Raw genomic sequence first — 19,402 nt, 5'->3', positions numbered from 1 at the left:
ACATGCTCTCTTGCGTATGAAGCAAGACAGGGCCGGTGCAAGCCTGTGGCACCGAGCTCCCGGTCCGCGACCTCATCCGATTGCCGCACGGAATGTGCGGCATCACTGGACAATTGGATGACCTCCGGCCATGGGAATGCACGTGTATCCGATCCGACAGACGACCATCGCTCTCACCGCAGCGCTGATGTGCCTGGCCACGGTGACCGGGTGCACCACAGGCGCCGGTCCGCTGCCCACGACACCGACCTCGCACTCGGGCATCACCATCACCTTCGTCTCCCCGTCCGCGACAGCGGATATCCCGCGGCCCGATCGGGTGACTCCGGAGGCGGCAAAGCAGTTGTGCGACATGATCTCTCCGAAGATCGGCGAGTGGCGCGATCAGGGCTCCACGGCCCGCAAGGCGGACTTCAATTTCATCGTGCACGATTGGGCCGCCCGCAACGGCGGGCTCAACACCCAGGTGATCGCGGATCGCACGATCGTGGACCGCATCACGACGCAGAACTGCCCCGATACGCGTCGGCAGGCGCTGGCGGCCCTGCAGATCGGCACACTCGCCGACGGGCTGGTCGGCTTCGGCGGATAAGTATCGTCCGAGCTGCGATTGGCGGCCGAACTCGGTGGTATCCGACCGACATGGTGGTCACTCGAGCGAAAGAAACGGAACGTAAATACCGGTTGCCGGACACGGGTGGTGCCGCGCTCGATGGCATTGCGGGGATGACACTCGACCCGGCCCCGGAACAGCAGCTGCTCGATGCCGTCTATTACGACACGGCCGACCTCAGGCTGGCCGCCAGGGGTATCACGCTGCGCCGCAGGACCGGTGGCGCCGATGCGGGCTGGCACTTGAAGCTGCCGTCCGCGCAGAACAGCGACAGCCGGGAGGAGATCCGGATGCCGCCGGGCGACACGGCCGCGGGCGTGCCGCGTGAGCTGGCCGAGGTCGTACTGGGGATCACCAGAGGCGAGCCGCTGACACCGGTCGCGCACATCCGGACCAAACGGCGGCAGTGGCGTCTGCTGGATGTCCGGGACGACGTGTCCGCGGAGGTCGTCGCCGACGAGGTGTCCGCCCAGACGCTCGGCCGGTCGTCGACCGTCCAGGCGTGGCAGGAGGCTGAGGTCGAATTGGTCGGCGGCGACCGGACCGTATTCGACGCCGTCGAGACCAGGCTCGGCAAACCACTGGACAGCCCGCCGAAGCTGTTACACCTGCTCGGCGACCGCATCATCGCGCGGCCATTGCCGAAGCACGAGGTCTCCCGATACTTCCGTAGGCAACTGGACGAGATGATCCGGCAGGACACGCGAGTCCGCCGACAAGCTCCCGACTCGGTGCACCAGATGCGAGTGGCCGGTCGCCGACTGCGCAGCGTGCTGCAGGCGTTCGGGGGATCTCGACCGCTGCGTGACGAATTGAAGTGGCTGGCAGGGGTTTTGGGCGAGGCGCGGGATGTCGACGTCTTACAGGGGCATCTCGTCGACCAGCTCGACGCGTTGCCGGACGAATTGGTACTCGGCGATGTGCGCCGAGAGCTCACCCGGACATTCGCCCGTCGTCGAGCGACCGCCCGCGATCACGTCATCGATGCCTTGCACAGCGACCGCTACTTCACGCTGCTGAACGGTCTCGAGGACCTCGATTCGCTGCCGATGAGCAGCAAACGAGAAGCGAAGGCACTGCGCAAGACGCATCGCCGCGTCGAGCGCGCCTTCGAAAGGGTCGACAGCCTCGGCGCCGATCGCGGTCTGCACGAGGTGCGCAAGGCGGCGAAACGCAGCCGGTACGCGGCGGAGGCGACCGGTCACCGGAAGGACGCCCGGCGGATGAAGAAGCTCCAGAAACTACTCGGCGACCACCACGATGCCGTCGTCGCGCGCGGGGAGCTGCGCACGCTCGGCATCCAGGCGCACCTCTCCGGCGGCAACGGCTTCACCTACGGCCTGCTCTACGGCGAGGAATCCGCCCGCGCCGCCGCGATCGAGCAGTCTCTGCACGGCAGGTCGGCGCGAGCACGGCGTTCGGCGCGAAAGTAACTGCGACCAGCGCGTGGCCGAAGATCTACTCCACCGCGGCGGGGCGGTCCCGCTCGGCGGTGTCGTCTGCGTCCGCTCCCGGTGGGATCGGACGCCCCTGATCGTCGACGGGCGCACCGGCCCACACCCGTAGCGCGTCCATCGCGGGGCCGAGCGCACGACCACGTTCGGTGAGCCGATAGGTCGCGGTGATCGGCGGCCCGGGATCCACCTCACGCTCGACCAGTGCGACGTTCTGAAGTTCGGCGAGTCGCTCGCTCAGGACGCGCTTGGACAGGGTGGGCAGCGCGGCGTGCAATTCGTTGAATCTCGCCGGGCGCTGGAGAAGCAGGTCGACCAGGAGTCCGGTCCAGCGCAACGAGTTGCCCGGACGACTCGACCTGTTCCTGCAGCACGGCGTCACCACCATCAAATCGGTCGGCGATCCGACCGACGGGATCCTCGGGACACGAGCCCGGATCGCCGCGGGCACGCTGCGCGGCCCCAGGCTGCTGGCGACCGGCTGCGGCATCACCCGGCGCGACGGTCACCCCGCGTCCACCATCTTCAGCGGCAACCCTTGGGCGCGTGCACGATTCACCGGCGAGATCGACAACGTGCGGCAGATGCGCGACCTGGTACATCAACTGGCCGACCGCGAAGTCGACGCGATAAAACTTCTCTCGGAAGGTGCCTGCGCACACCACGACTCACCGAAATACCGCTGGCAGAATCCCGCTTTCCCGGCCGGTGTCGAACTGGTGCGGTTGCCCCTGGATCTCCTTCGGGCGGGTATCGACACCGGACACGACCGAGGACTGCGGGTGACCGTGCACACCACCCAGCAGGTCGCGGCGCGTGAGGCGATCGAGGCCGGGGCGGACGGTCTGGAACACGGCGTCACGATCGAACCCATCACCGACGATTCGCTGATCGAGCTGATGATCGACCGCGACGTCACCTACACGCCGACGCTCTGGATCCACGACGCGATCCACCCGGACGCCCGCGGCAACCTCGGGAAGGTCGCCGATGCCGGCGTGCGCATCGCACTGGGCAGCGATACCTTCACCGGCCGAGGCATATTCGGGGCGAACACGCTGGAAGAGGCCGAGCTGATGGTCGCCGCCGGGATGACGCCCGTCCAGACGCTCGTCGCGGCCACCAGCGGCGCGGCGCGGCAGTGCGCCCGCCCCGACATCGGCGTCCTGGCACCCGGCAAGCGCGCCGACCTGATCATGCTGGCCGCCGATCCCACCGCCGACATCGGCAACCTCCGCGCACTACGCACGACGATCCTGAACGGCCGGATCGTCGTCGACGAGCGCCGTCCGGAACCCGGATCGCGCGACCATGCCACGACCTCGCCGCCCGCAGGGATCGATCAGTGAGGAACAACGCCGACATGTGTTCCGAATCACCACTTCGGTTCTACCCTGGAGGTACCGGAAAACCGTTGCGATCAAGGAGAACCCATGATCGACATCATCACGCTGCGAGGGACCGGGGAGACGCGGAACGCGGACGGATCGCCCGCGGGAATGCTGGCCTCGATCACCGATCTACTCTCGACCGATAGTTTCAGTTTCTTCGAACCCGACTGGCCCGCCTCGGTCGGCCCGGACCCGAATCTGTGGGGACCGTCGCTGGACACCTCGGTGCAACTGGGCACCGCCGCGGGCGTGCAGGCGATCCAGCAATCGCCGAATGTCTGTGGGCTGCTGAGCTATTCGCTGGGCGGGATCTGCGCCAGCCATATCCTCGAGGGGGTGGCGTCGGGGCAGTACACCAACACCGACGGCAGTCCCCTGGAGATCGCGTTCGCCGTCTTCATCGCCAATCCGCTGCGCAAAGCGGGAGATTCAGTGAACAACCTGTGCCCGCCAACGACATTCGGCCTGCACGGCCAGCGCGGAACCTGGCCCGGCGCGGTCGCGACCCGGGAGTATGCGAATCCGGGCGACATCATCACCGCCTCACCGGCCGATTCGCCGCTACGCATCATCGATGTGGGAATCTCCCCGTTCTCGTTCGTCGAAGGCGCGCGCCTGGGCAATGTGGGCTATCTGATCTTCGCCCAGCTGCTGGAATTCCTGATGGGGAACCCGCTGACCAACCTGCAACGCTATACCGAGGCGGTCAACGGTGTGATCGGCTACCTGACCCCGTATCCGCAGGGCCAGCATGTGCTCTACTCGGCGCAGAACATGCCGGGCATGAACGTGCCCTGGACGACCGCGGCGGCGAACTACATCACGGCCGACTTCGCGTGATCGAGTTCGCGTCGTCCCGGCCGACTGGCGAGTGCCGCCTCGGGTCATCCCACGCCGGTCCGAACTAACGCCCGGCCAGTTCGGCCACGACCGGTGCCAACGTGTCGGCGGAGTCTGCGCCGAATACGAAGTAGGAGAACCCGATCTCCTCCCGCCGCCGCTGGATTTCCTCGGCGGCGGCGACCGGGTCCTTCGGAAGTACGGCCAGTGAATCCGCCGGAAGCGCAGCGACATCGGTATCGGGCGGGGCCATGAACGGCGCGACCGCGTCACCGATGATCGGCACGTGCAGCGCGAGCTCGAGCTCTCCGCGCGTGCGGAATTCGTGTGCCAGCCGGGTGACTTCGGCACGGGACTCGTGTTGTCGCAGTGCGAAGGTGACGGTGTCCGCGACCTCGGCCGCCAGAACCCGGGCCTTGGGACCGCGCACGGCCATCACCACCGGCGTGTGACGATCGGGGCCATCGAGATCTCGCAGCGCCCTGATGGTTTCACGCACCTGGTCCAGTCGCTCACTGGGCGGGACCACGGGCAGTCCCAGTTCGCGCAGTTCGTCCTCGATTCCCGGCCTGCCGGTGCCGATTCCGAACTCGAACCGACCGTCGGTCAACAGCGACAGCGAGTGCGCCTCCCACGCCGTCATCCAGGCCGGACGCAACGGAGAGGCGTACACCCACGTGCCCACGCGCAGGTCGGTGAGGGCCGCGGCGGTGGCCACCAAGGGACCGGGCGCGGGTTGCCAGCGCGGGACGTCGGGCACCAGCAGCGTCGAGTAGCCGCTGTCGGCGATGCGACGCACGCGATCTCGCCACGTCGGCAGGTCGGTTGTGAGCGGGGCAACGACCCCGAATCGAAACGGCTTCGTCATGCCAGGACTCCTGTCTGTCGGTGCATCCGGAGGTTTCGACGACGGATCCGGCCGAAATTCATCGGTGCAGCCGAGGGCCCTGCGATCGGGATGGGCCGGTACGCCAGTGGAATGTCAGAGCGGTGCAAGAGCACGGTGTCAGGGTTGCCGGCATGACGTTGAACAGCGGGTGTCGCGCCGAGGGGAAAACGATTCTGGTTACCGGCGCCAGTGCGGGTATCGGATATTTCGTCGCGGAGCAACTCGCGGCCGAGGGCGCCGACGTCGTGCTGGGCTGTCGTGACGCCGCCAAGGCCGACCTCGCGATACAGGCGATCCGAGTGCGGGTTCCGGCCGCTCGACTGCGGTCGGTGCGCCTGGACCTGGCGGACCTGTCGTCGCTACCCGCGACGGTCGACGCCCTCGACGTCGAACGCCTGGACGCGGTCGTGCTCAACGCCGGGATACTGCTGTCGGGCCCCGAACGCCGCGTGAACGCTCAGGGGCACGAATTGATGTTCGCGACAAACCATCTCGGCCACTTCGCGTTGGTCGCTCATTTGGCGCCGATGCTGACCGCCGCCGCGCACAGCCGGGTGATCACGGTCGGCAGCTTCGCCGCGCGGTCGGAACTGCTGGACCTCGACGATCTGCAGTCCGAGCGCGACTATCGGCCCAAGCGCACCTACGGTCGATCGAAACTGGCCCAGATGCTGTTCGGTTTCGAATTGGATCGCCGACTGCGCGCACGCGGCGCCGACACCGCCGGCATCGTCGCCCATCCCGGTGGTGCCCTGGATTCGCTGACCCCGTCGAGGCCGCCGTTGTTCGTCAGCACCACGGCCCAGCGCCTGCGCGGACTGCCCGCAGGCATTGCGCTGCACGGCAAACACGCAGGCGCCCAGAGCATCGTCCGAGCCGTCCTCGACACCGAGATCACCGGTGGACAACTGTGGGGGCCAAGGGTTTTCGGCCTCCGTGGACGACCGCGCCGCGAAACACCGCACGCGCACATGACCGACCTGGAGGCCGCCGCCAGGCTCTGGGCTGCCAGTGCTGCCCTGACCGGTTTGGATCCGTTGGAGCGTCCGGCTAGGCAACTCCGAAAGTGACGACTCCGACCTGCCGTCATCCCGAGGACGTCCGAACCTCGAATTGTCGGTACCCGCAGCTATGGTCCACGGGCATGCACCCCGCCACCGCCCTCGTCCACGACGTCGTGCAAGCAATCGCACCGCTGGACCCCCTCGAACAGCAACATATCGACCACACGCTGGCCTGGCTCGCCGACACCGACGACATCTTCCGCCGCGCCAAGCCCGCAACCCCACCCCGGCACCTGGTCTCCTACGTCGTCCTCGTCGACCCCGACGAATCCGGCGTCTTCCTCGGCCGACACCTTCTGGCCGGACTGCACCTGCCGATGGGCGGGCACATCGAACCGGGAGAACACCCGCTCACCGCAGCCAGACGAGAGGTGGCCGAAGAACTCGACATCGATGCCGAATTCACCGTCGTCGGCGACACTCCGCTGTTCCTGACCGTGACACAGACCGTCGGCAAAGCCCTCCCCCACACCGACGTCTCCCTGTGGTACGTCATCCGCGGATCCCGCAACCGCGATTACGCATTGGACCCAGGGGAATTCGACGGCGGCCACTGGTGGGACATCGACTCCCCCACCATCCCGGACTCCGACCCGCACCTCGGGCGTTTCCTCACCAAGCTCCGCGCCGGGCTGACATCCCAGAACTGCGCCTGACGGCGAGAAGTTGCCCCTGGCGCTGGACAGCAACACCGACGAACGCGACTTCGCCGCCGTCTACAGCCGTTGGCCTCGCACGAATTCGTAGGTGTGAAACACCAGGCCCTCACCCATCTTTCGTGTGTCGACCAGGCGCAGCGGCGTCCTGTCGCTGGTCTCGTCGAAGATTCGCAGGCCGGTTCCCAGCACGACGGGGAAAACGACCAGCCGCAGTTCGTCGGCCAGGCTCTGTTCCATCAGTGTGCGCACGAGGCGATAGCTGCCGTAGACCAGGATCTCCCCGTCCACTTTCCGCTTCAGCTCCGAAATCTCCTGGACCACATCACCGTCGAGAACCGTGGCGTTGTTCCACCGGGGATCTTCGAGAGTCGACGACACGATGTACTTGGGCATACTTCTCACCCTGTTCGCCCACTCGGGGCTGACGCGGAGATCCGCGCCGTCGCGCGCCAGCATCCGGGCCGCGAACCACTCACTGCTCCGCCCGCCCAGCAGGAGCGCCTCGGCATTCAGCGCTTCCCGCGTCTCGCGGGCGACCCAGTCTTCGAGGTCCTTGCCCGCTACGAACTGGTGGAACCAGCCGCCCCGCGCGAAGCCCTCCTCACCGTCCGGGTCCTGGACCACGCCATCGAGTGTGACATTCGAGCTGATGACGATCTTTCCCATTTCCGTGCTCCTTCGACGATGTTGTCGGCTGTCACCGGTATCGACGCCGCGACATCGGAAAAGGAGGCGCTGCGCGACCGCCCCGTTCGCGCCTCGGCCGGTGTCCATACGGCATGGAACTGCACACGAGGAATGAAGCGGCGGGAGTGGAGCCGGCGAGAACGGACCTGATGTCCAGGGCACAGGCCGGCGACGGCGAGGCATTCCGCGCGCTGACCGAACCACACCGTCGCGAGCTACAGGTGCACTGCTATCGGATGCTCGGATCGTTTCAGGATGCCGAGGACGCTCTCCAGGACACGATGCTCGCCGCGTGGCGAGGTCTCGAACGATTCGACGGGCGCGCGTCGGTTCGCACCTGGCTCTACCGCATCGCCACCAACCGGTGCCTCGACGCGCTGCGCTCCGCTCGCCGACGTCCCGCACAGCAGTGGGACATCCCGGGAATGGAACCCCCCGAACCCACGGGACTCGGCGAAATCCACTGGCTCGAGCCCTATCCCGACGCCCTCCTGGACGGTGCGATCAGTGTGCCGCTCGGTCCGGAGGCGCGCTACGAGCAAGCCGAATCCATTTCCCTGGCCTTCGTGACCGCCCTGCAGATCTTGCCGCCTCGCCAGCTCGCCGTCCTCATCCTGCGCGACGTCCTCGGATTCCACGCGAACGAAGTGGCCGACATGCTGGACACGACCGTCGAATCGGTCAAAAGCGCCCTCAAACGCGCGCGTGCGGGAATGCAGCGCCGAGGGCCGGTGACCACGACCCGAGCGAAACCGCCTGCCGGCGACTCGCCTGCCGAGGACGCGATCGTGGCGAAGTTCGTCAGCGCCTACGAATCTGCCGACATCGGTGCGTTGGTGGCTCTGTTGACCGACGACGTCTTCATGTCGATGCCACCGATGCCGCTGGAATACCGGGGCCGAGACAACGTGGCCCGCTTCTGCGCACTCATTTTCGGCACGGGACAGCGATTCGAACTGGTGCCTACGCGAGCCAACGGCCAGCCTGCATTCGGGGTCTACCGACACACCCCCACCGGCATCCACGGAGCAGGCCTGTTCGTCCTGACCCTCGTCGGCGACCGAATCGGCGCCATGACCCGCTTCGAAAACAGTGTCCTGTCCATATTCGCCCTGCCGCAATCCCTTCCGAGTGCGCAGTAGAGCGCCTTCGAGTCCATCGTGGACTCCTAGCCGCGGGAAGAGATGTGTCGGCGCTGCTCCCGTGAGACGGCGAAATCATCTCGGCCACAGCATCATTCGGTACAAACCACCCAATACCTGTCGGTGGCCGACCGACAGTCACATAGAGGTACGACTTCGGTTGCAGGAGAACGCAATTGCAGGGCTACAGGGCCGCGCCTGTTCTACCCCGCCGCGATCTGCCGCAGTTCCGGTTGGGCGGTGTTCTCGCCCGAAGAACCGGAGGCGGTGAGGATACCGTCGCGAAGCTCGACGGCACGATCGCAGTAGCGGGCGACGAGTTCGAGGTCGTGGCTGATGATGATCAGGGCGGTGCCGTTGGTGGTGGTTTCGCGCAGGACGTCCATGATGGCGGTGGCGGTGGCCGGATCGAGGGCGGAGGTGACCTCGTCGCAGATCAGCACTCGCGGTTGATGGGCCAGGGCGCGGGCGATCGAGACTCGTTGTCGTTGTCCGCCGGACAGTTCCGCGGGGCGGCGGTGCAGGTGATCGCGGGACAGGCCCACGGCGTCGAGGAGTTCCTCGACGGCGCGTTCGCGGTCCGCACGGTTTCGCAGGCCGCGGCGGGCCAGCGGACGGCCGATGATCTCCGCGACGATCCGGCGCGGGTTGAGCGTCGAGCTCGGGTCCTGCGGCACCAATTGGATACCGCGGCAGACGCTTTCGGTGCGGCGCGGCGCGGTCAGCGGGATCGCGGTCCCGTCGAGCCGGATCGATCCGGTCGCCCGGGGTTCGAGTCCGGCCAGGACCCGGGCGAGAGTGGTCTTTCCCGCGCCGGATTCCCCGATCACCGCGATCGCACCACCGCGATCGGCGTCGAAGTCGATATCGGACAGCACGACGCTCTCGCCCCGGCGCACACCGATACCGCGGCAGGACAGTACCGAAACGCCTTCTTTCGCGACCGGATCGGCAGCAGAGCAGCGGGGAGCCGAGTGGCCGATCGCCCGGCGGTCCAGATGGATGTCGTGGTCCGCCAGAGCATCCAGTTGCGCGTGCTGATGTCCGGACAGCACGATCGCCATATCGTCGTGGTCGGCCAATTCCCGCAGAACTCGTGCGATGTCCTGGCGGGCAGCCGGATCCAGACCCGCGAAAGGCTCGTCGACCAGCAGGATTCGCGCATCGCGGGACAGCGCACGCGCGAGCGCGACCCGCCGTTGCTGCCCACCGGACAGTTCACCCGCCCGGCGACCGGCGAGCTCACCGGACAACCCCACCCGCGCCAGCAGTTCGGCGGGCACGCGGGCGCCGTCGTCGGGTGCGAGCTCGGTCAGCAGCGCCCGCACCCGCATCGTCGGGTTCAGCGCCGATCCGGGATCCTGGCCGACGAACGCGATCCGCGTGCGTCGCAACTCACGCAACCGACGCGGGTCGAGAGCGAGGATGTCGTGGTCCAGGACGCAGATCGACCCTGTCCGATGCCGGATCGCGGGCGGCAGATGGCCGACCGCCGCCTGCATCAGAGTGGTCTTACCGCTGCCGGAAGCGCCTCGCACCGCGGTGACCGCACCGTGCGGCACGCTGCCCGAGATATCGCGTAACACCATGTCGCCGTTGATATTCACCAACGTCAGGGCATCCATCACGATCGCCGGTGTGCTCACGCGGTCACCATCCGTCGGCCGAAGACACCGATGGTCGCGTTCACACTGACCGCGAGCACCCCGATGGCCACCGCGGGCGCGACCACGGCCGCGGGATTGAGCATGATGCCCGCGCTGTTCTCCCGGACCATCAGGGCCCAGTTCGTTTCCCCGAGCGAGGTCGGCAGCTGCAGAAACGCCGCCGTACTCACCAGATAGGTGGCCTCCACGAATCGCAACCCCAACTGTGTCGCGACCGTCTCCCGCAGGTTCGGCAACACCTCACGAAAAATCAAGTACGGCAACCGCTCTCCACTCGCCACGGCGACCTCCACATATCCGGAGACGGCGGTCCGCGCGGCGGCGGCCGCGAAAACCCGTGCGGCGTAGGGTGTCCCGACGACGACCGCGATCGCCACCAGCCCGATCGTGCCCGACTCCGGCCACGACAGCATGACCACCAGAATCGCCAGCACCGGCGGGGCGAGCATCAGCGCATCGGTGGTTCGCTCGATCAACGCGCCGATCGCGGGCCGCAACGCGGCGACCGCCCCGGTCACCGCGGCCGCCGCGGTCACCAGCACGGCGATGACCGCGGCCAGCAGCAGCAATCCCCAGCCCCCGAGCAGAACTCGGCCGGCGACGTCCTGGCCGAGGTGATCCGTGCCCAGCAGCGCGGCCGCCGAAGGCGTCGCATACGGAATATCGACCGGTTCGGTGGCCGGGTGTGCGGCCAGGAACGGCCCGGCGACGGCCAGCAGGACGACCACTGCGGCCGGAAACGCGACCGCGCCCGTCCGCACATATCGCATCGACGAACTCACAGCCGCCCCCGAACTGCCCACGCCCGCAACGCATCCGCCAGCAACAGCGCGAGCGTGATCGCCGCGCCCGTCACCGCGACCACGGAGACGACGACCGAAGCGTCCCGATCGGTGACCGAACTCGCCAGCACCGACCCGATGCCCGGATAGTTGAAGATCGTCTCGACCACCAGCGCCCCGCCCAGCAGCATCCCGGCCGAGGTCACCAGCGACGCCACGATCGTCGGTGCGGCGAGCGGCAGGACGTGGTGTGTCATGATCCGGCGGGCCGACAGCCCGTCCAGTTCGGCGGCGCGCACATGCGGCAGGGCCGCGGCCTCCGCCAAGGCCGCGCGGGTGACGCGAATATTCCAGCCCGACTGGGGAATTGCCAACGCCAGCACCGGCAGCACGAGCATCGACCACTGTGCGGGCCGCCCCGCGTGATCGATCTGCGTCACCGCCGGAAACCACCCCGCGCCCAGCGAGAACACGAACACCAGCAGCGTCGCGATCACGAATTCGGGTATCGCGATCACCATCGTCGTGGTCGGGCCGAGCACGCGCGCCACCGGACCGCGCGGGCGCAGCGTCCACCAGGCGCCACCGGCCAGAGCCGCGACCGCCGTCACCGCCAATGCCACACCACCGAGCAGCAGCGTGTTGGGAAACTTCGTGTCCAGCAAGGCATTGATCGACGTGCCCCGCACGGTCGTGCCGAAATCGCCGGTGAACAGTCCACCCAGCCAGGATGCGAACCGGACCGGCAGCGGCCGATCCAGTCCGAGAGCGTGTTCGCGCGCCGCGATCTGCTCGGCCGTGGCATCGCGGCCCAGGACGGCGGCGACGCCATTGCCGGGCAGCAGATCGACTGCGGCCCATACGATGATCAGCACGACCAGCAGCGTCAGTACGCGCTGGCCCACCACGCGAGCAATGCCGATGCCGACGCGTCGCCGCCGCCCGGACGACGCCGCCCGCACGGCCGTGCTCACGCCGACATCCACGCCTTCTCCAGCTGCACCCGGCCGTATCCGCCCAACCGCGGCAGTCCGTGCACGGCGGAGGAGGCCACGTCGACCCCGTCGGCGGTCCCCCACACCAGATATCCGCCGCGGTCGTACTCGATCCGCTGCAGGGTATGGCTGGCTGCGGTGTAGGTGGCGTCGTCGACCGCGGTCGACGCCGACAGATAGGCCGTATCGAATTCCGGGTCCTTGAAACCGGATTCGTTCCATTTCGTGCCGGAGTACATGGTCTTGCTGGCGAAGAAGATCACCGAATCGTTGGTTCCCCAGTTCGCGGTGTACAGGGGCGCCTTCAGCCAGGTCTGGTCGTAGAAGACGTTGGCGTCCTGGATCACGACCTCGATGTTCAGGCCGACGTCCTTGACCTGGTTCGCGAAGACCTTCGCGAAGTCGACCTCACCGGCGGCCTCCTCCTTGGTGAACAACTGATATTTCGCCGAGGTGTCGAATCCGGCCTCGGCGAGCAACCGCCGGGCACGCGGGATATCGCGGCTGCGGCGCGGGAGGGTCTTGTCGTAGGTCGGATCCCCGGTGCCGAGAACGTCGTTCGCGACCGTGCCGTACCCGGAGGTGATCTGCTTGACCAGTTCCTCCCGGTCGACGGCCAGCCGCAGCGCCTGCCGCACCCGCACATCGGCGAACGGGCCGTCCGAGGTCCGCATCACCAACGGAATGACCACATCGTCGGCCCGGCGGACCACGGTCAGATTCGGCCGGGTCCGTGCCGTGCGCCCGGCCACCGCGCCCACGTTCGAGGCGAGATCGATCTGTCCGGCGAGGATCGCGTTGGTCATCGCGGCCGTACTGTCGAACCGCTGCACCTCGATCGCGTCCAGCAGCGGCGCGCCGCCGTGCCAGTGCTCGTTGCGGACCAGCCGGGCATTGCCGTCGTTGAAGGATTCGAGCCGGAACGGACCCGTGCCGATCGGCCGGGTGAAATCGGTGGTCCCCTGCTTGACCGTGAAGGTCATCAGCCGCAGCAGCAGCGGCAGCTCGCGATTCGGTGACGCGGTGGTCAGCCGCACCGCGGACGGCCCGTCCGCGACGACATCCTGCGCCGAGGCCACCGGAACCTTCGTCTCCCCGGCGATTTCGCGCAGCCGACGCAGCGACCACTCCACATCCGCCGAGGTCACGGGCGAACCGTCGTGGAAGGTCGCGCCCGCGGCGAGCTCGAATCGCCACACCCGCGGATCGGGCTGTTGCGTCCACCGCGCCGCCAGCCGCGGCGCCACGTTCGGATTCGCTCCCGGCACCGTCAGCGCGTCGAAGACCAGCGACGTGATCAGGAAATCGCTGTCGTTGCTCAACGTCTGGTGCGGATCGCGTTCGATCTTCGACGGCTGCCCCAGCGCACCGATCCGCAATGTCCCACCCGAACGCGGCTCGCCTGCACCCCCGGGTCCGGAACCGCAGGCCGCCAGCGCGAGGGTAGCGCCCGCACCCGCCAGACCGACCCCCAGAAACCGCCGCCGCGACAGACTCACCGAACTCCCCCTCATCGCAGACAGTATTGGAGAGCATAACCTAACCTGAGCGGTCGAGGGCGGGTTGTGGTCATCTCGCATTCGTTCTCGATGACCCGTCCGAGCGCGGTGGGCACTCGAAGATCGAACGCCCACCGCGATTCTCACCGGCGTGCAGGACGGCGGTCAGTTCGTCGGCAATGGGTGGCGGCCGGTCACCGTGAGCAGAATGTCCTTGGCGGACATGATGATCGGCGTACCCGAGCCGATCACGACCTCGGCGTCGTCGGCGCGCAGTTGCCGCCCGGTCAGGTCGATCCCGAAGTAGGCGAACGATTTCGGCGTCGAGCTGTGCAGGACCATGGCGATACGTTCCGGCGGTGCGGACGCGAGCCCCAACGGCTCGGTGATGTCGAGGCCGTGGATGACGTCGTGGCTCAGCGCGCCCGCGGCCCCGCCGCCCGGCGGACGCCACGGGTGCCGCACGTTGTCGCGCAACGCGGCCAGCAACTCGTCGTCCGAGAGCCGGGCGGTGTCGCGGTGCGCAGCCTGGTCCGCATAGCGATCGAAGGAGAAGCGGGCCGCGATCAGCCCCGCCAGAAACGACAGCGTCCTGGTCCGATAAGGCATGGTCATGTGGGCGACGACCTCACGAATACGCCATCCGTCGCACAGCGAGGGCATCGCCCATTGGGCGGGGGTCAATCCGGCGAGCAGGTTCGCCAGACGCTCGCGTTCGGCGATCGTGTGCTCGCGCTCGGGGGTGAGGTTGTCGGTGTCGGTCATTGCCGATCCTTCCGATCGGAGGATGAGGGGTCAGCACTGTTACGACCGGGAGGACCGGAAATAATCGGTCCGCGATCAGATTGTCTCGGGCAGCCCGAATTCGGCGAACCGCGTCCCGCTGCCCAGGAAGGTGACCACCTGCGCGACCCGGCCGTCGCGCGCGTGCACGGCCACCAGCGCGAACGGGCGCAGCACCCCCTCGGCATCGGGACGGTACTGGCCCACGCCGGTCACGCCGTTCATCCGGACCGGCACCATCCGGTCCCCGGCGCAGGCATCGGTCGCGGCGAAGATCTCCACCGTGGCATCGCGGCCGGTGATCCGCCAGGCGAACGGCGGCATCCCCGATTCGGAGTCCGCGCACAGCACCGCGGTCAACCCGGCGACGTCGTGGTTCTCGAAGGCGGTCGTGTATCGCCGCAGCAGATCCTCGTCGGCGGGGTCGAGATCGGACGGGGACACGGTCGTGCGCGCCGCGGACAAGGTGACGCGGGCGCGTTGCAACGCGCTGTTCGCCGCCGCGGTGCTGACGCCGAGCATGTCGGCGGTCTCGGCGGCGGTGAAGGCCAGCACGTCGCGCAGGACCAGCACCGCCCGCTGCCGCGGCGGCAGATGCTGCAGCGCCGCGACGAAGGCCAGTCGCACCGATTCGCGTTGCACGACCAGTTCGGCGGGATCCTCGGTGTCGATCAGCCGCGCGTCGGGCATCGGATCGAGCCAACGGTCGGGCAGCACCGCACCCGGATCGAAATCGCGCGCCGACGGTCCGTCCCAGATCAGCATGCGTCGTCGGGCCGCGCGCAACATGTCCAGACAGACGTTGGTGGCGATGGCGTGCACCCAGGTCGAGAGCCGGGCCCGGCCGGGATCGTAGGAATCGATCCGGGTGTAGGCGCGGATCAACGTCTCCTGCACGGCGTCGTCGGTGTCGGCGGCGGTGCCGAGCAGCCGGTAGCAGTACCCCGTCAGCGGGATCCGCAATGCCTCGAGTGCGCTGGGATCCACTCCCACCTGCCCCGACGATGAGCTCACCGGCTCATGCTAGCCCGGCGGACCGATTCCGCTGCGCGCGGAATCACCGCGTTCGTGTCGGTGTTCCTTCCTAGAGTGACAGAACCGCATCGCCGAGCACACACAGACGGGGACTCATGGCCGACCAACTGACGATCATGGCCGTACACGCCCATCCGGACGACGAAGTCATCAGCACCGGTGGGGTTTTCGCGCGGTACGCCGCCGAAGGTATCCGGACCGTGCTGGTGACCTGCACCAACGGCGAAGAGGGTGACGCGCCCGGCGGCATCAAACCCGGTGAACCCGGGCACGACGCGAATGCCGTACGCGCACAACGACTCTCCGAACTCCGCGAGTCCGCGGCGCTGCTGGGTATCGAGCATGTCGAACTGCTCGGCTATCGCGATTCGGGTATGGACGGCTGGGACGGCAACCAGGACCCGGAAGCCTTCCGCAATATTCCGGTCGAGCAGTCGGCCGCGCGACTGGCCGATCTCATTCGGCACTATCGCCCCCAGGTGGTCGTCACCTACGACGAGAACGGCAATTACGGCCACCCCGACCACATTCAGGCCAACCGCATCGCGGTCGCGGCCACCACGGAGACCGGTATTCCGGACAAGCTCTACTACACCGCGATCCCGCGCGAGAGCTCCCTCGAGATGTTCGAGGAACTGCGTTCCAGGGGCCTTGTCGACTTCGAACCGCCGGAGGACTTCGGCACGCCGATGGAGCTGATCACCGCGGTCGTGGATGTGGCTCCCTACGCGCAGCGCAAGGTCAAGGCGCTCGAGGCCCACGCCAGCCAGGGCGACAGCGTGCCGTTCCTGCGCATGCCGTCGGACCTGCAGCAGATGATCTTCTCGGCCGAGAGCTTCACCCGCCACCTCAATCGCGTCCCCGACGCACCCGACCAGGAGACCGATCTGTTCGCCGGGCTGCGCTGACCCGCGCGCTGCGATCACCCTGGGCGTTCCCGAGCCGAGCGCGCTGCCTGCGCCGAACAGACAGTGATCTCGGCCGGGGTGTCGGCAGTCTCATCGTCGCGGCGGCACGCCAATCCTGGGACTGCCGTAGTTCCGTCGCCGACGGCCGGCTACGGGCGTCGGCCGGACCGGATTCAACTCGTCCGAGTGCTGGTCGCATTCGGCGCGTGCTGTACTTCAGCGCCATGAGTCGCCTGCCGACCGACGTCGGCAGGCGACTCATGGCATCACTGGGCGTCCTGCCGCTTCAGCGCCGGAAACAGCTCACGGGCATGGTCGGTCGTGAGGGTGCGCCAGGTGGGCTCGCCCGGTCGGTCGGCAGCATCGATGCCGGCGATCTGCGCGATCACGGCGGCCGATGGCGTCCAGCAGTAGTCGCTGCCGTAGACCAGGCGATCGAGGCCGACCGATGCCTCCAGTGCCGGAATCTGGTGTGGGAAGGGCGTTCCCGCCATATCGAACCACAGGCCGCGCAGCACTTCCGAGGTCGCCCGGCCCGGCTGATCGCCGGCGAACGCGCTCCGGAACAGCTGGATGCGATCGGCGAGCAGCGGCAGGACGCCACCGCCGTGGGTGAAGATCCATCGGATGCCGGAATACCGCTCGAAAACTCCGGCGAACAGCAGATCCGTCGCCGAGCGCGCGGTGTCGAACAGGAATTCCAGCATCGGCCGCGGCAGCCCCACCGATATCGCCTCGGCGTGCGGTGGCGAGGTGGGATGGACGAACACCGCCGCCCCGCGGCGATCGAGTTCGGCCCAGATCGGATCGTAGTGCGCGTCGCCCAGATAGCGACCGTGCGCGTTGGTCTCGATCGCGACGCCGTCGCTGCCGAGAACATCGAGCGCATAAGCGATTTCGTCCAGCGACCCGTCGATGTCGGGCAGCGGCACCGCCGCGAGATGACCGAAGCGGCCGGGATGCGCACGCACCACTCCGGCGGCGAATTCGTTGACCTCGCGAGCGAGTTCGCGGGCGGCGGAATCGTCACCGAAGTGCACGCCGGGCGAGGACACCGACAGCATCGAGGTCGCGATGCCGGACTCGTCCATCAGGGCCAGATGCGCCTCCGGACTCCACTCCGGCCAGCCCGGCATTCCATCGGGATGCTCGTGTCCGGCGGCACGGGCGGCCGCGACGTAGCGGTCGGTGACGAAGTGGGCGTGGACGTCGATCAGCGGATCGGACGGCGCGGGCATAGTCGGCCTTTCTCGGCGACACGTGGTGCGACAGCGGTGTATTCGGTTCCAGCACACCATATTCGGCGGATATTCCGAGTGGCGGTGATGTCGGCGAGCGGATCGCCGTCGACCAGGATCAGATCCGCGCGCCTACCCGCTTCGATGACACCGCGATCGGGCATGCCGAAGTATCGGGCCGGGAGCACCGTCGCCGCGCGCAACGCATCCACCGTCGACAGTCCCGCCTCGACCAGCAGTTCGAGTTCGGCGTGCAGGCTCTCCCCGTGTGCGACCAGGCGCGGCAGTCCGGGCTGCTCGGCAGCGTCGGTCCCGGCCAGCACGGGAACTCCCGCCGCGTACAACGCGCCGACGCTCGCACTGGCCTCCGCGAAAGCGTCTGCGGCACTGCGCATCTGCGACAGCGCCCGCATCATGGTCAAGGTCGGCACCGCGACGCGGCGGTCGGCGCGCATGCGTGCGATCAGATCGGGTCCGAGCGGACTGCCCAGCGGAATGTGCGTGATGATGTCCGCCCCGAGATCGACCGCCGACGCGTACGCCCCGGGCGAGGAGGCGTGCGCGACGACCTGCCGGTCCGCGTCGTGGGCCGCCGCAATGACAGCGGCGGCCACCGCGAGATCGGGTCCGCCCGCTTCGGGCGCTTCGAGCACGATCTTGAGGTAATCGGCCCTCTCGGCGACCCGATCGGCGACGAAGCCGCGGGCCCGGTCCGGGTCGGCGAGCAACGCCTGCTCCGGCATGCCGAAGTGGGCGTGCGGGCCGCCGGGCCCGATGACCGGCAGTCCGGCACTGCGAATATCGGTGAGCCCCTGGATGTTTCGCAACGATCCCGCGAGTTCGGCGGGCCAGCTGGCCATATCGAGGGCGGTGGTCACACCCCACGAAGCCAGCTGTTCGAGGGTCTCGCGACCGTGCAGATGGATATGCGCGTCGATGAGGCCGGGCAGCAGCACCTGACCGTCGGCATCGATCGTGGTGTCGGCGTCCGCGGCGGTTCCGTCGCCGATCACCGAGCCGTCGATGGTCACGGTGCGCTGCGGCGACAACCGGGTGCCGTCGAAGACGCGCACGCCGGTCAGCGCCGTCCGAGGCGCGGATGTGGTCGAGCCGATGGTCACTGGGTCGCTCCTATCGGGAAGGTCACGAGCGGTCAGCCGTGCAGCCAGGTCAGATTCGCCTGTTCCAGCGCGCGAACCTGCTCGGGTCGATCGTCGCCGAACAGGTCGTCGCCGATCGAGTAGCCGCGACGCCCGAGCACATACGACAGCATGCGGTAGGCGGGACGGAATCCGGCCAGCACGTCCGGGTCGATCCGCAGCGTGGTCCCCGGCAGCGCCGGGGTGAGGGTGTCGCGTTCGTAGACCGGATCGAGTGCGGTGATCAGCCATTCCCCGGCGTAGCGCCGGGCACGGTAGCTGAGCCTGGCATAGGAGACCAGATCGAGTTCGACGTCGTCGAGGACCGTCCGGGTCTCGATTCCCGCACCGAGTTCGACCAGGGCCCGCTCGCCCCGGATGTCCACCACCGGCGGATGCATGCGGTGAATGCCCTTGTCTCCGCGCGCGGCCATCTGCTCGGAGGCGGTCACGAAATCGGCTCCGCTGCCCCGGAACCAGCTCAGCCGCACCGCACTGTCCTCGGCGAAGCAGGCGCGCATCTCCGCCCACCGGCCGCGGTCCCGGCATTGCCGCTCGCGCAACACCAACTGCCCGACGGCGACGATATCGGCGGTGTGATCACTCATGGGCCCTCG

At 67.9% G+C, this 19,402-nt stretch carries 20 protein-coding genes; 8 read left to right on the top strand and 12 right to left on the bottom strand.

The features are described 5' to 3' along the window. Positions 1 to 130: 130 nt before the first annotated feature. Positions 131 to 592, top strand: coding sequence for a hypothetical protein (locus K7711_RS47730; RefSeq protein WP_235747619.1), 462 nt, complete (start codon positions 131 to 133; stop codon positions 590 to 592). Between the two features lie 50 nt (positions 593 to 642). Next, positions 643 to 2,046, top strand: coding sequence for a CYTH and CHAD domain-containing protein (locus K7711_RS22460; protein ID WP_222971422.1), 1,404 nt, complete (start codon positions 643 to 645; stop codon positions 2,044 to 2,046). 25 nt (positions 2,047 to 2,071) lie between these two features. Here K7711_RS22460 and K7711_RS22455 read toward each other — a convergent pair whose 3' ends face one another. Then, positions 2,072 to 2,404 carry a winged helix-turn-helix transcriptional regulator gene (locus K7711_RS22455; RefSeq protein WP_222971421.1) on the bottom strand — a complete coding sequence of 111 codons (333 nt, stop codon included), beginning with the start codon at positions 2,402 to 2,404 and terminating at the stop codon, positions 2,072 to 2,074. Between the two features lie 4 nt (positions 2,405 to 2,408). On the opposite strand from K7711_RS22455, the gene K7711_RS22450 reads away from it, so the two are divergent. Further along, on the top strand, positions 2,409 to 3,416 hold the full coding sequence (locus K7711_RS22450; RefSeq protein WP_235747618.1) for an amidohydrolase family protein: 1,008 nt from the start codon (positions 2,409 to 2,411) through the stop codon (positions 3,414 to 3,416). Between the two features lie 84 nt (positions 3,417 to 3,500). Further along, positions 3,501 to 4,298 carry a hypothetical protein gene (locus K7711_RS22445; RefSeq protein ID WP_222971419.1) on the top strand — a complete coding sequence of 266 codons (798 nt, stop codon included), beginning with the start codon at positions 3,501 to 3,503 and terminating at the stop codon, positions 4,296 to 4,298. A gap of 64 nt (positions 4,299 to 4,362) precedes the next feature. Here the strand turns inward: K7711_RS22445 and K7711_RS22440 are convergent, their stop codons facing one another. Continuing rightward, positions 4,363 to 5,166, bottom strand: coding sequence for an LLM class flavin-dependent oxidoreductase (locus K7711_RS22440; RefSeq protein ID WP_222971418.1), 804 nt, complete (start codon positions 5,164 to 5,166; stop codon positions 4,363 to 4,365). Between the two features lie 152 nt (positions 5,167 to 5,318). On the opposite strand from K7711_RS22440, the gene K7711_RS22435 reads away from it, so the two are divergent. Both K7711_RS22435 and K7711_RS22430 read left to right on the top strand, forming a co-directional pair. Then, complete coding sequence (locus K7711_RS22435) at positions 5,319 to 6,257, top strand: SDR family NAD(P)-dependent oxidoreductase (protein WP_222971417.1); 939 nt, start codon at positions 5,319 to 5,321, stop codon at positions 6,255 to 6,257. A gap of 74 nt (positions 6,258 to 6,331) precedes the next feature. Next, positions 6,332 to 6,907, top strand: coding sequence for an NUDIX domain-containing protein (locus K7711_RS22430; protein ID WP_222971416.1), 576 nt, complete (start codon positions 6,332 to 6,334; stop codon positions 6,905 to 6,907). 60 nt (positions 6,908 to 6,967) lie between these two features. Here K7711_RS22430 and K7711_RS22425 read toward each other — a convergent pair whose 3' ends face one another. Then, positions 6,968 to 7,576, bottom strand: coding sequence for a dihydrofolate reductase family protein (locus K7711_RS22425; RefSeq protein WP_222971415.1), 609 nt, complete (start codon positions 7,574 to 7,576; stop codon positions 6,968 to 6,970). A 113-nt stretch (positions 7,577 to 7,689) separates the two neighbouring features. On the opposite strand from K7711_RS22425, the gene K7711_RS22420 reads away from it, so the two are divergent. Beyond that, positions 7,690 to 8,739 (top strand): sigma-70 family RNA polymerase sigma factor, encoded by a 1,050-nt coding sequence (locus tag K7711_RS22420; protein ID WP_268929404.1) that lies wholly within the window; start codon positions 7,690 to 7,692, stop codon positions 8,737 to 8,739. Between the two features lie 203 nt (positions 8,740 to 8,942). On the opposite strand, the gene K7711_RS22415 is transcribed toward K7711_RS22420, so the two are convergent. From K7711_RS22415 to K7711_RS22390, 6 genes are all read right to left on the bottom strand, one after another. Beyond that, positions 8,943 to 10,385, bottom strand: a complete 1,443-nt coding sequence (locus K7711_RS22415; protein WP_222971413.1) for an ABC transporter ATP-binding protein — start codon at positions 10,383 to 10,385, stop codon at positions 8,943 to 8,945. Beyond that, positions 10,382 to 11,176: an ABC transporter permease subunit gene (locus K7711_RS22410; RefSeq protein ID WP_222971412.1), complete on the bottom strand. Its 795-nt coding sequence runs from the start codon at positions 11,174 to 11,176 to the stop codon at positions 10,382 to 10,384. Before K7711_RS22410 ends, K7711_RS22415 begins: the two co-directional genes overlap by 4 nt. An 8-nt stretch (positions 11,177 to 11,184) precedes the next feature. Then, positions 11,185 to 12,162 (bottom strand): ABC transporter permease, encoded by a 978-nt coding sequence (locus K7711_RS48975; protein WP_308014889.1) that lies wholly within the window; start codon positions 12,160 to 12,162, stop codon positions 11,185 to 11,187. Continuing rightward, on the bottom strand, positions 12,159 to 13,697 hold the full coding sequence (locus K7711_RS22400) for an ABC transporter substrate-binding protein (protein ID WP_222971411.1): 1,539 nt from the start codon (positions 13,695 to 13,697) through the stop codon (positions 12,159 to 12,161). Before K7711_RS22400 ends, K7711_RS48975 begins: the two co-directional genes overlap by 4 nt. A gap of 150 nt (positions 13,698 to 13,847) precedes the next feature. Further along, positions 13,848 to 14,447: a maleylpyruvate isomerase family mycothiol-dependent enzyme gene (locus K7711_RS22395; protein WP_222971410.1), complete on the bottom strand. Its 600-nt coding sequence runs from the start codon at positions 14,445 to 14,447 to the stop codon at positions 13,848 to 13,850. A gap of 75 nt (positions 14,448 to 14,522) precedes the next feature. Beyond that, a complete protein-coding gene (locus tag K7711_RS22390; RefSeq protein WP_222971409.1) occupies positions 14,523 to 15,479 on the bottom strand; it encodes an RNA polymerase subunit sigma-70 in 957 nt (318 codons plus the stop codon). Between the two features lie 116 nt (positions 15,480 to 15,595). Between K7711_RS22390 and K7711_RS22385 the strand changes: the two genes are divergently transcribed. Beyond that, positions 15,596 to 16,408, top strand: coding sequence for a PIG-L family deacetylase (locus K7711_RS22385; protein WP_222971408.1), 813 nt, complete (start codon positions 15,596 to 15,598; stop codon positions 16,406 to 16,408). 266 nt (positions 16,409 to 16,674) lie between these two features. Here K7711_RS22385 and K7711_RS22380 read toward each other — a convergent pair whose 3' ends face one another. Genes K7711_RS22380 through K7711_RS22370 form a run of 3 tightly spaced genes read right to left on the bottom strand, consistent with a single transcriptional unit; the run spans position 16,675 to position 19,393 of the window. Then, positions 16,675 to 17,646, bottom strand: a complete 972-nt coding sequence (locus K7711_RS22380) for an amidohydrolase family protein (protein ID WP_222971407.1) — start codon at positions 17,644 to 17,646, stop codon at positions 16,675 to 16,677. Then, on the bottom strand, positions 17,622 to 18,767 hold the full coding sequence (locus tag K7711_RS22375) for an amidohydrolase family protein (protein WP_308014888.1): 1,146 nt from the start codon (positions 18,765 to 18,767) through the stop codon (positions 17,622 to 17,624). The genes K7711_RS22380 and K7711_RS22375 overlap by 25 nt, the downstream gene beginning before the upstream one ends. 32 nt (positions 18,768 to 18,799) lie before the next feature. After that, a complete protein-coding gene (locus K7711_RS22370; RefSeq protein WP_222971406.1) occupies positions 18,800 to 19,393 on the bottom strand; it encodes a nuclear transport factor 2 family protein in 594 nt (197 codons plus the stop codon). Positions 19,394 to 19,402 lie beyond the last annotated feature (9 nt).

This window comes from Nocardia coffeae, assembly GCF_019890715.1.
GTDB lineage: Bacteria > Actinomycetota > Actinomycetes > Mycobacteriales > Mycobacteriaceae > Nocardia > Nocardia jiangxiensis.
Note: the sequence above shows the minus strand (reverse complement) of the source record. Positions and strands in the feature narration are given on the sequence as shown.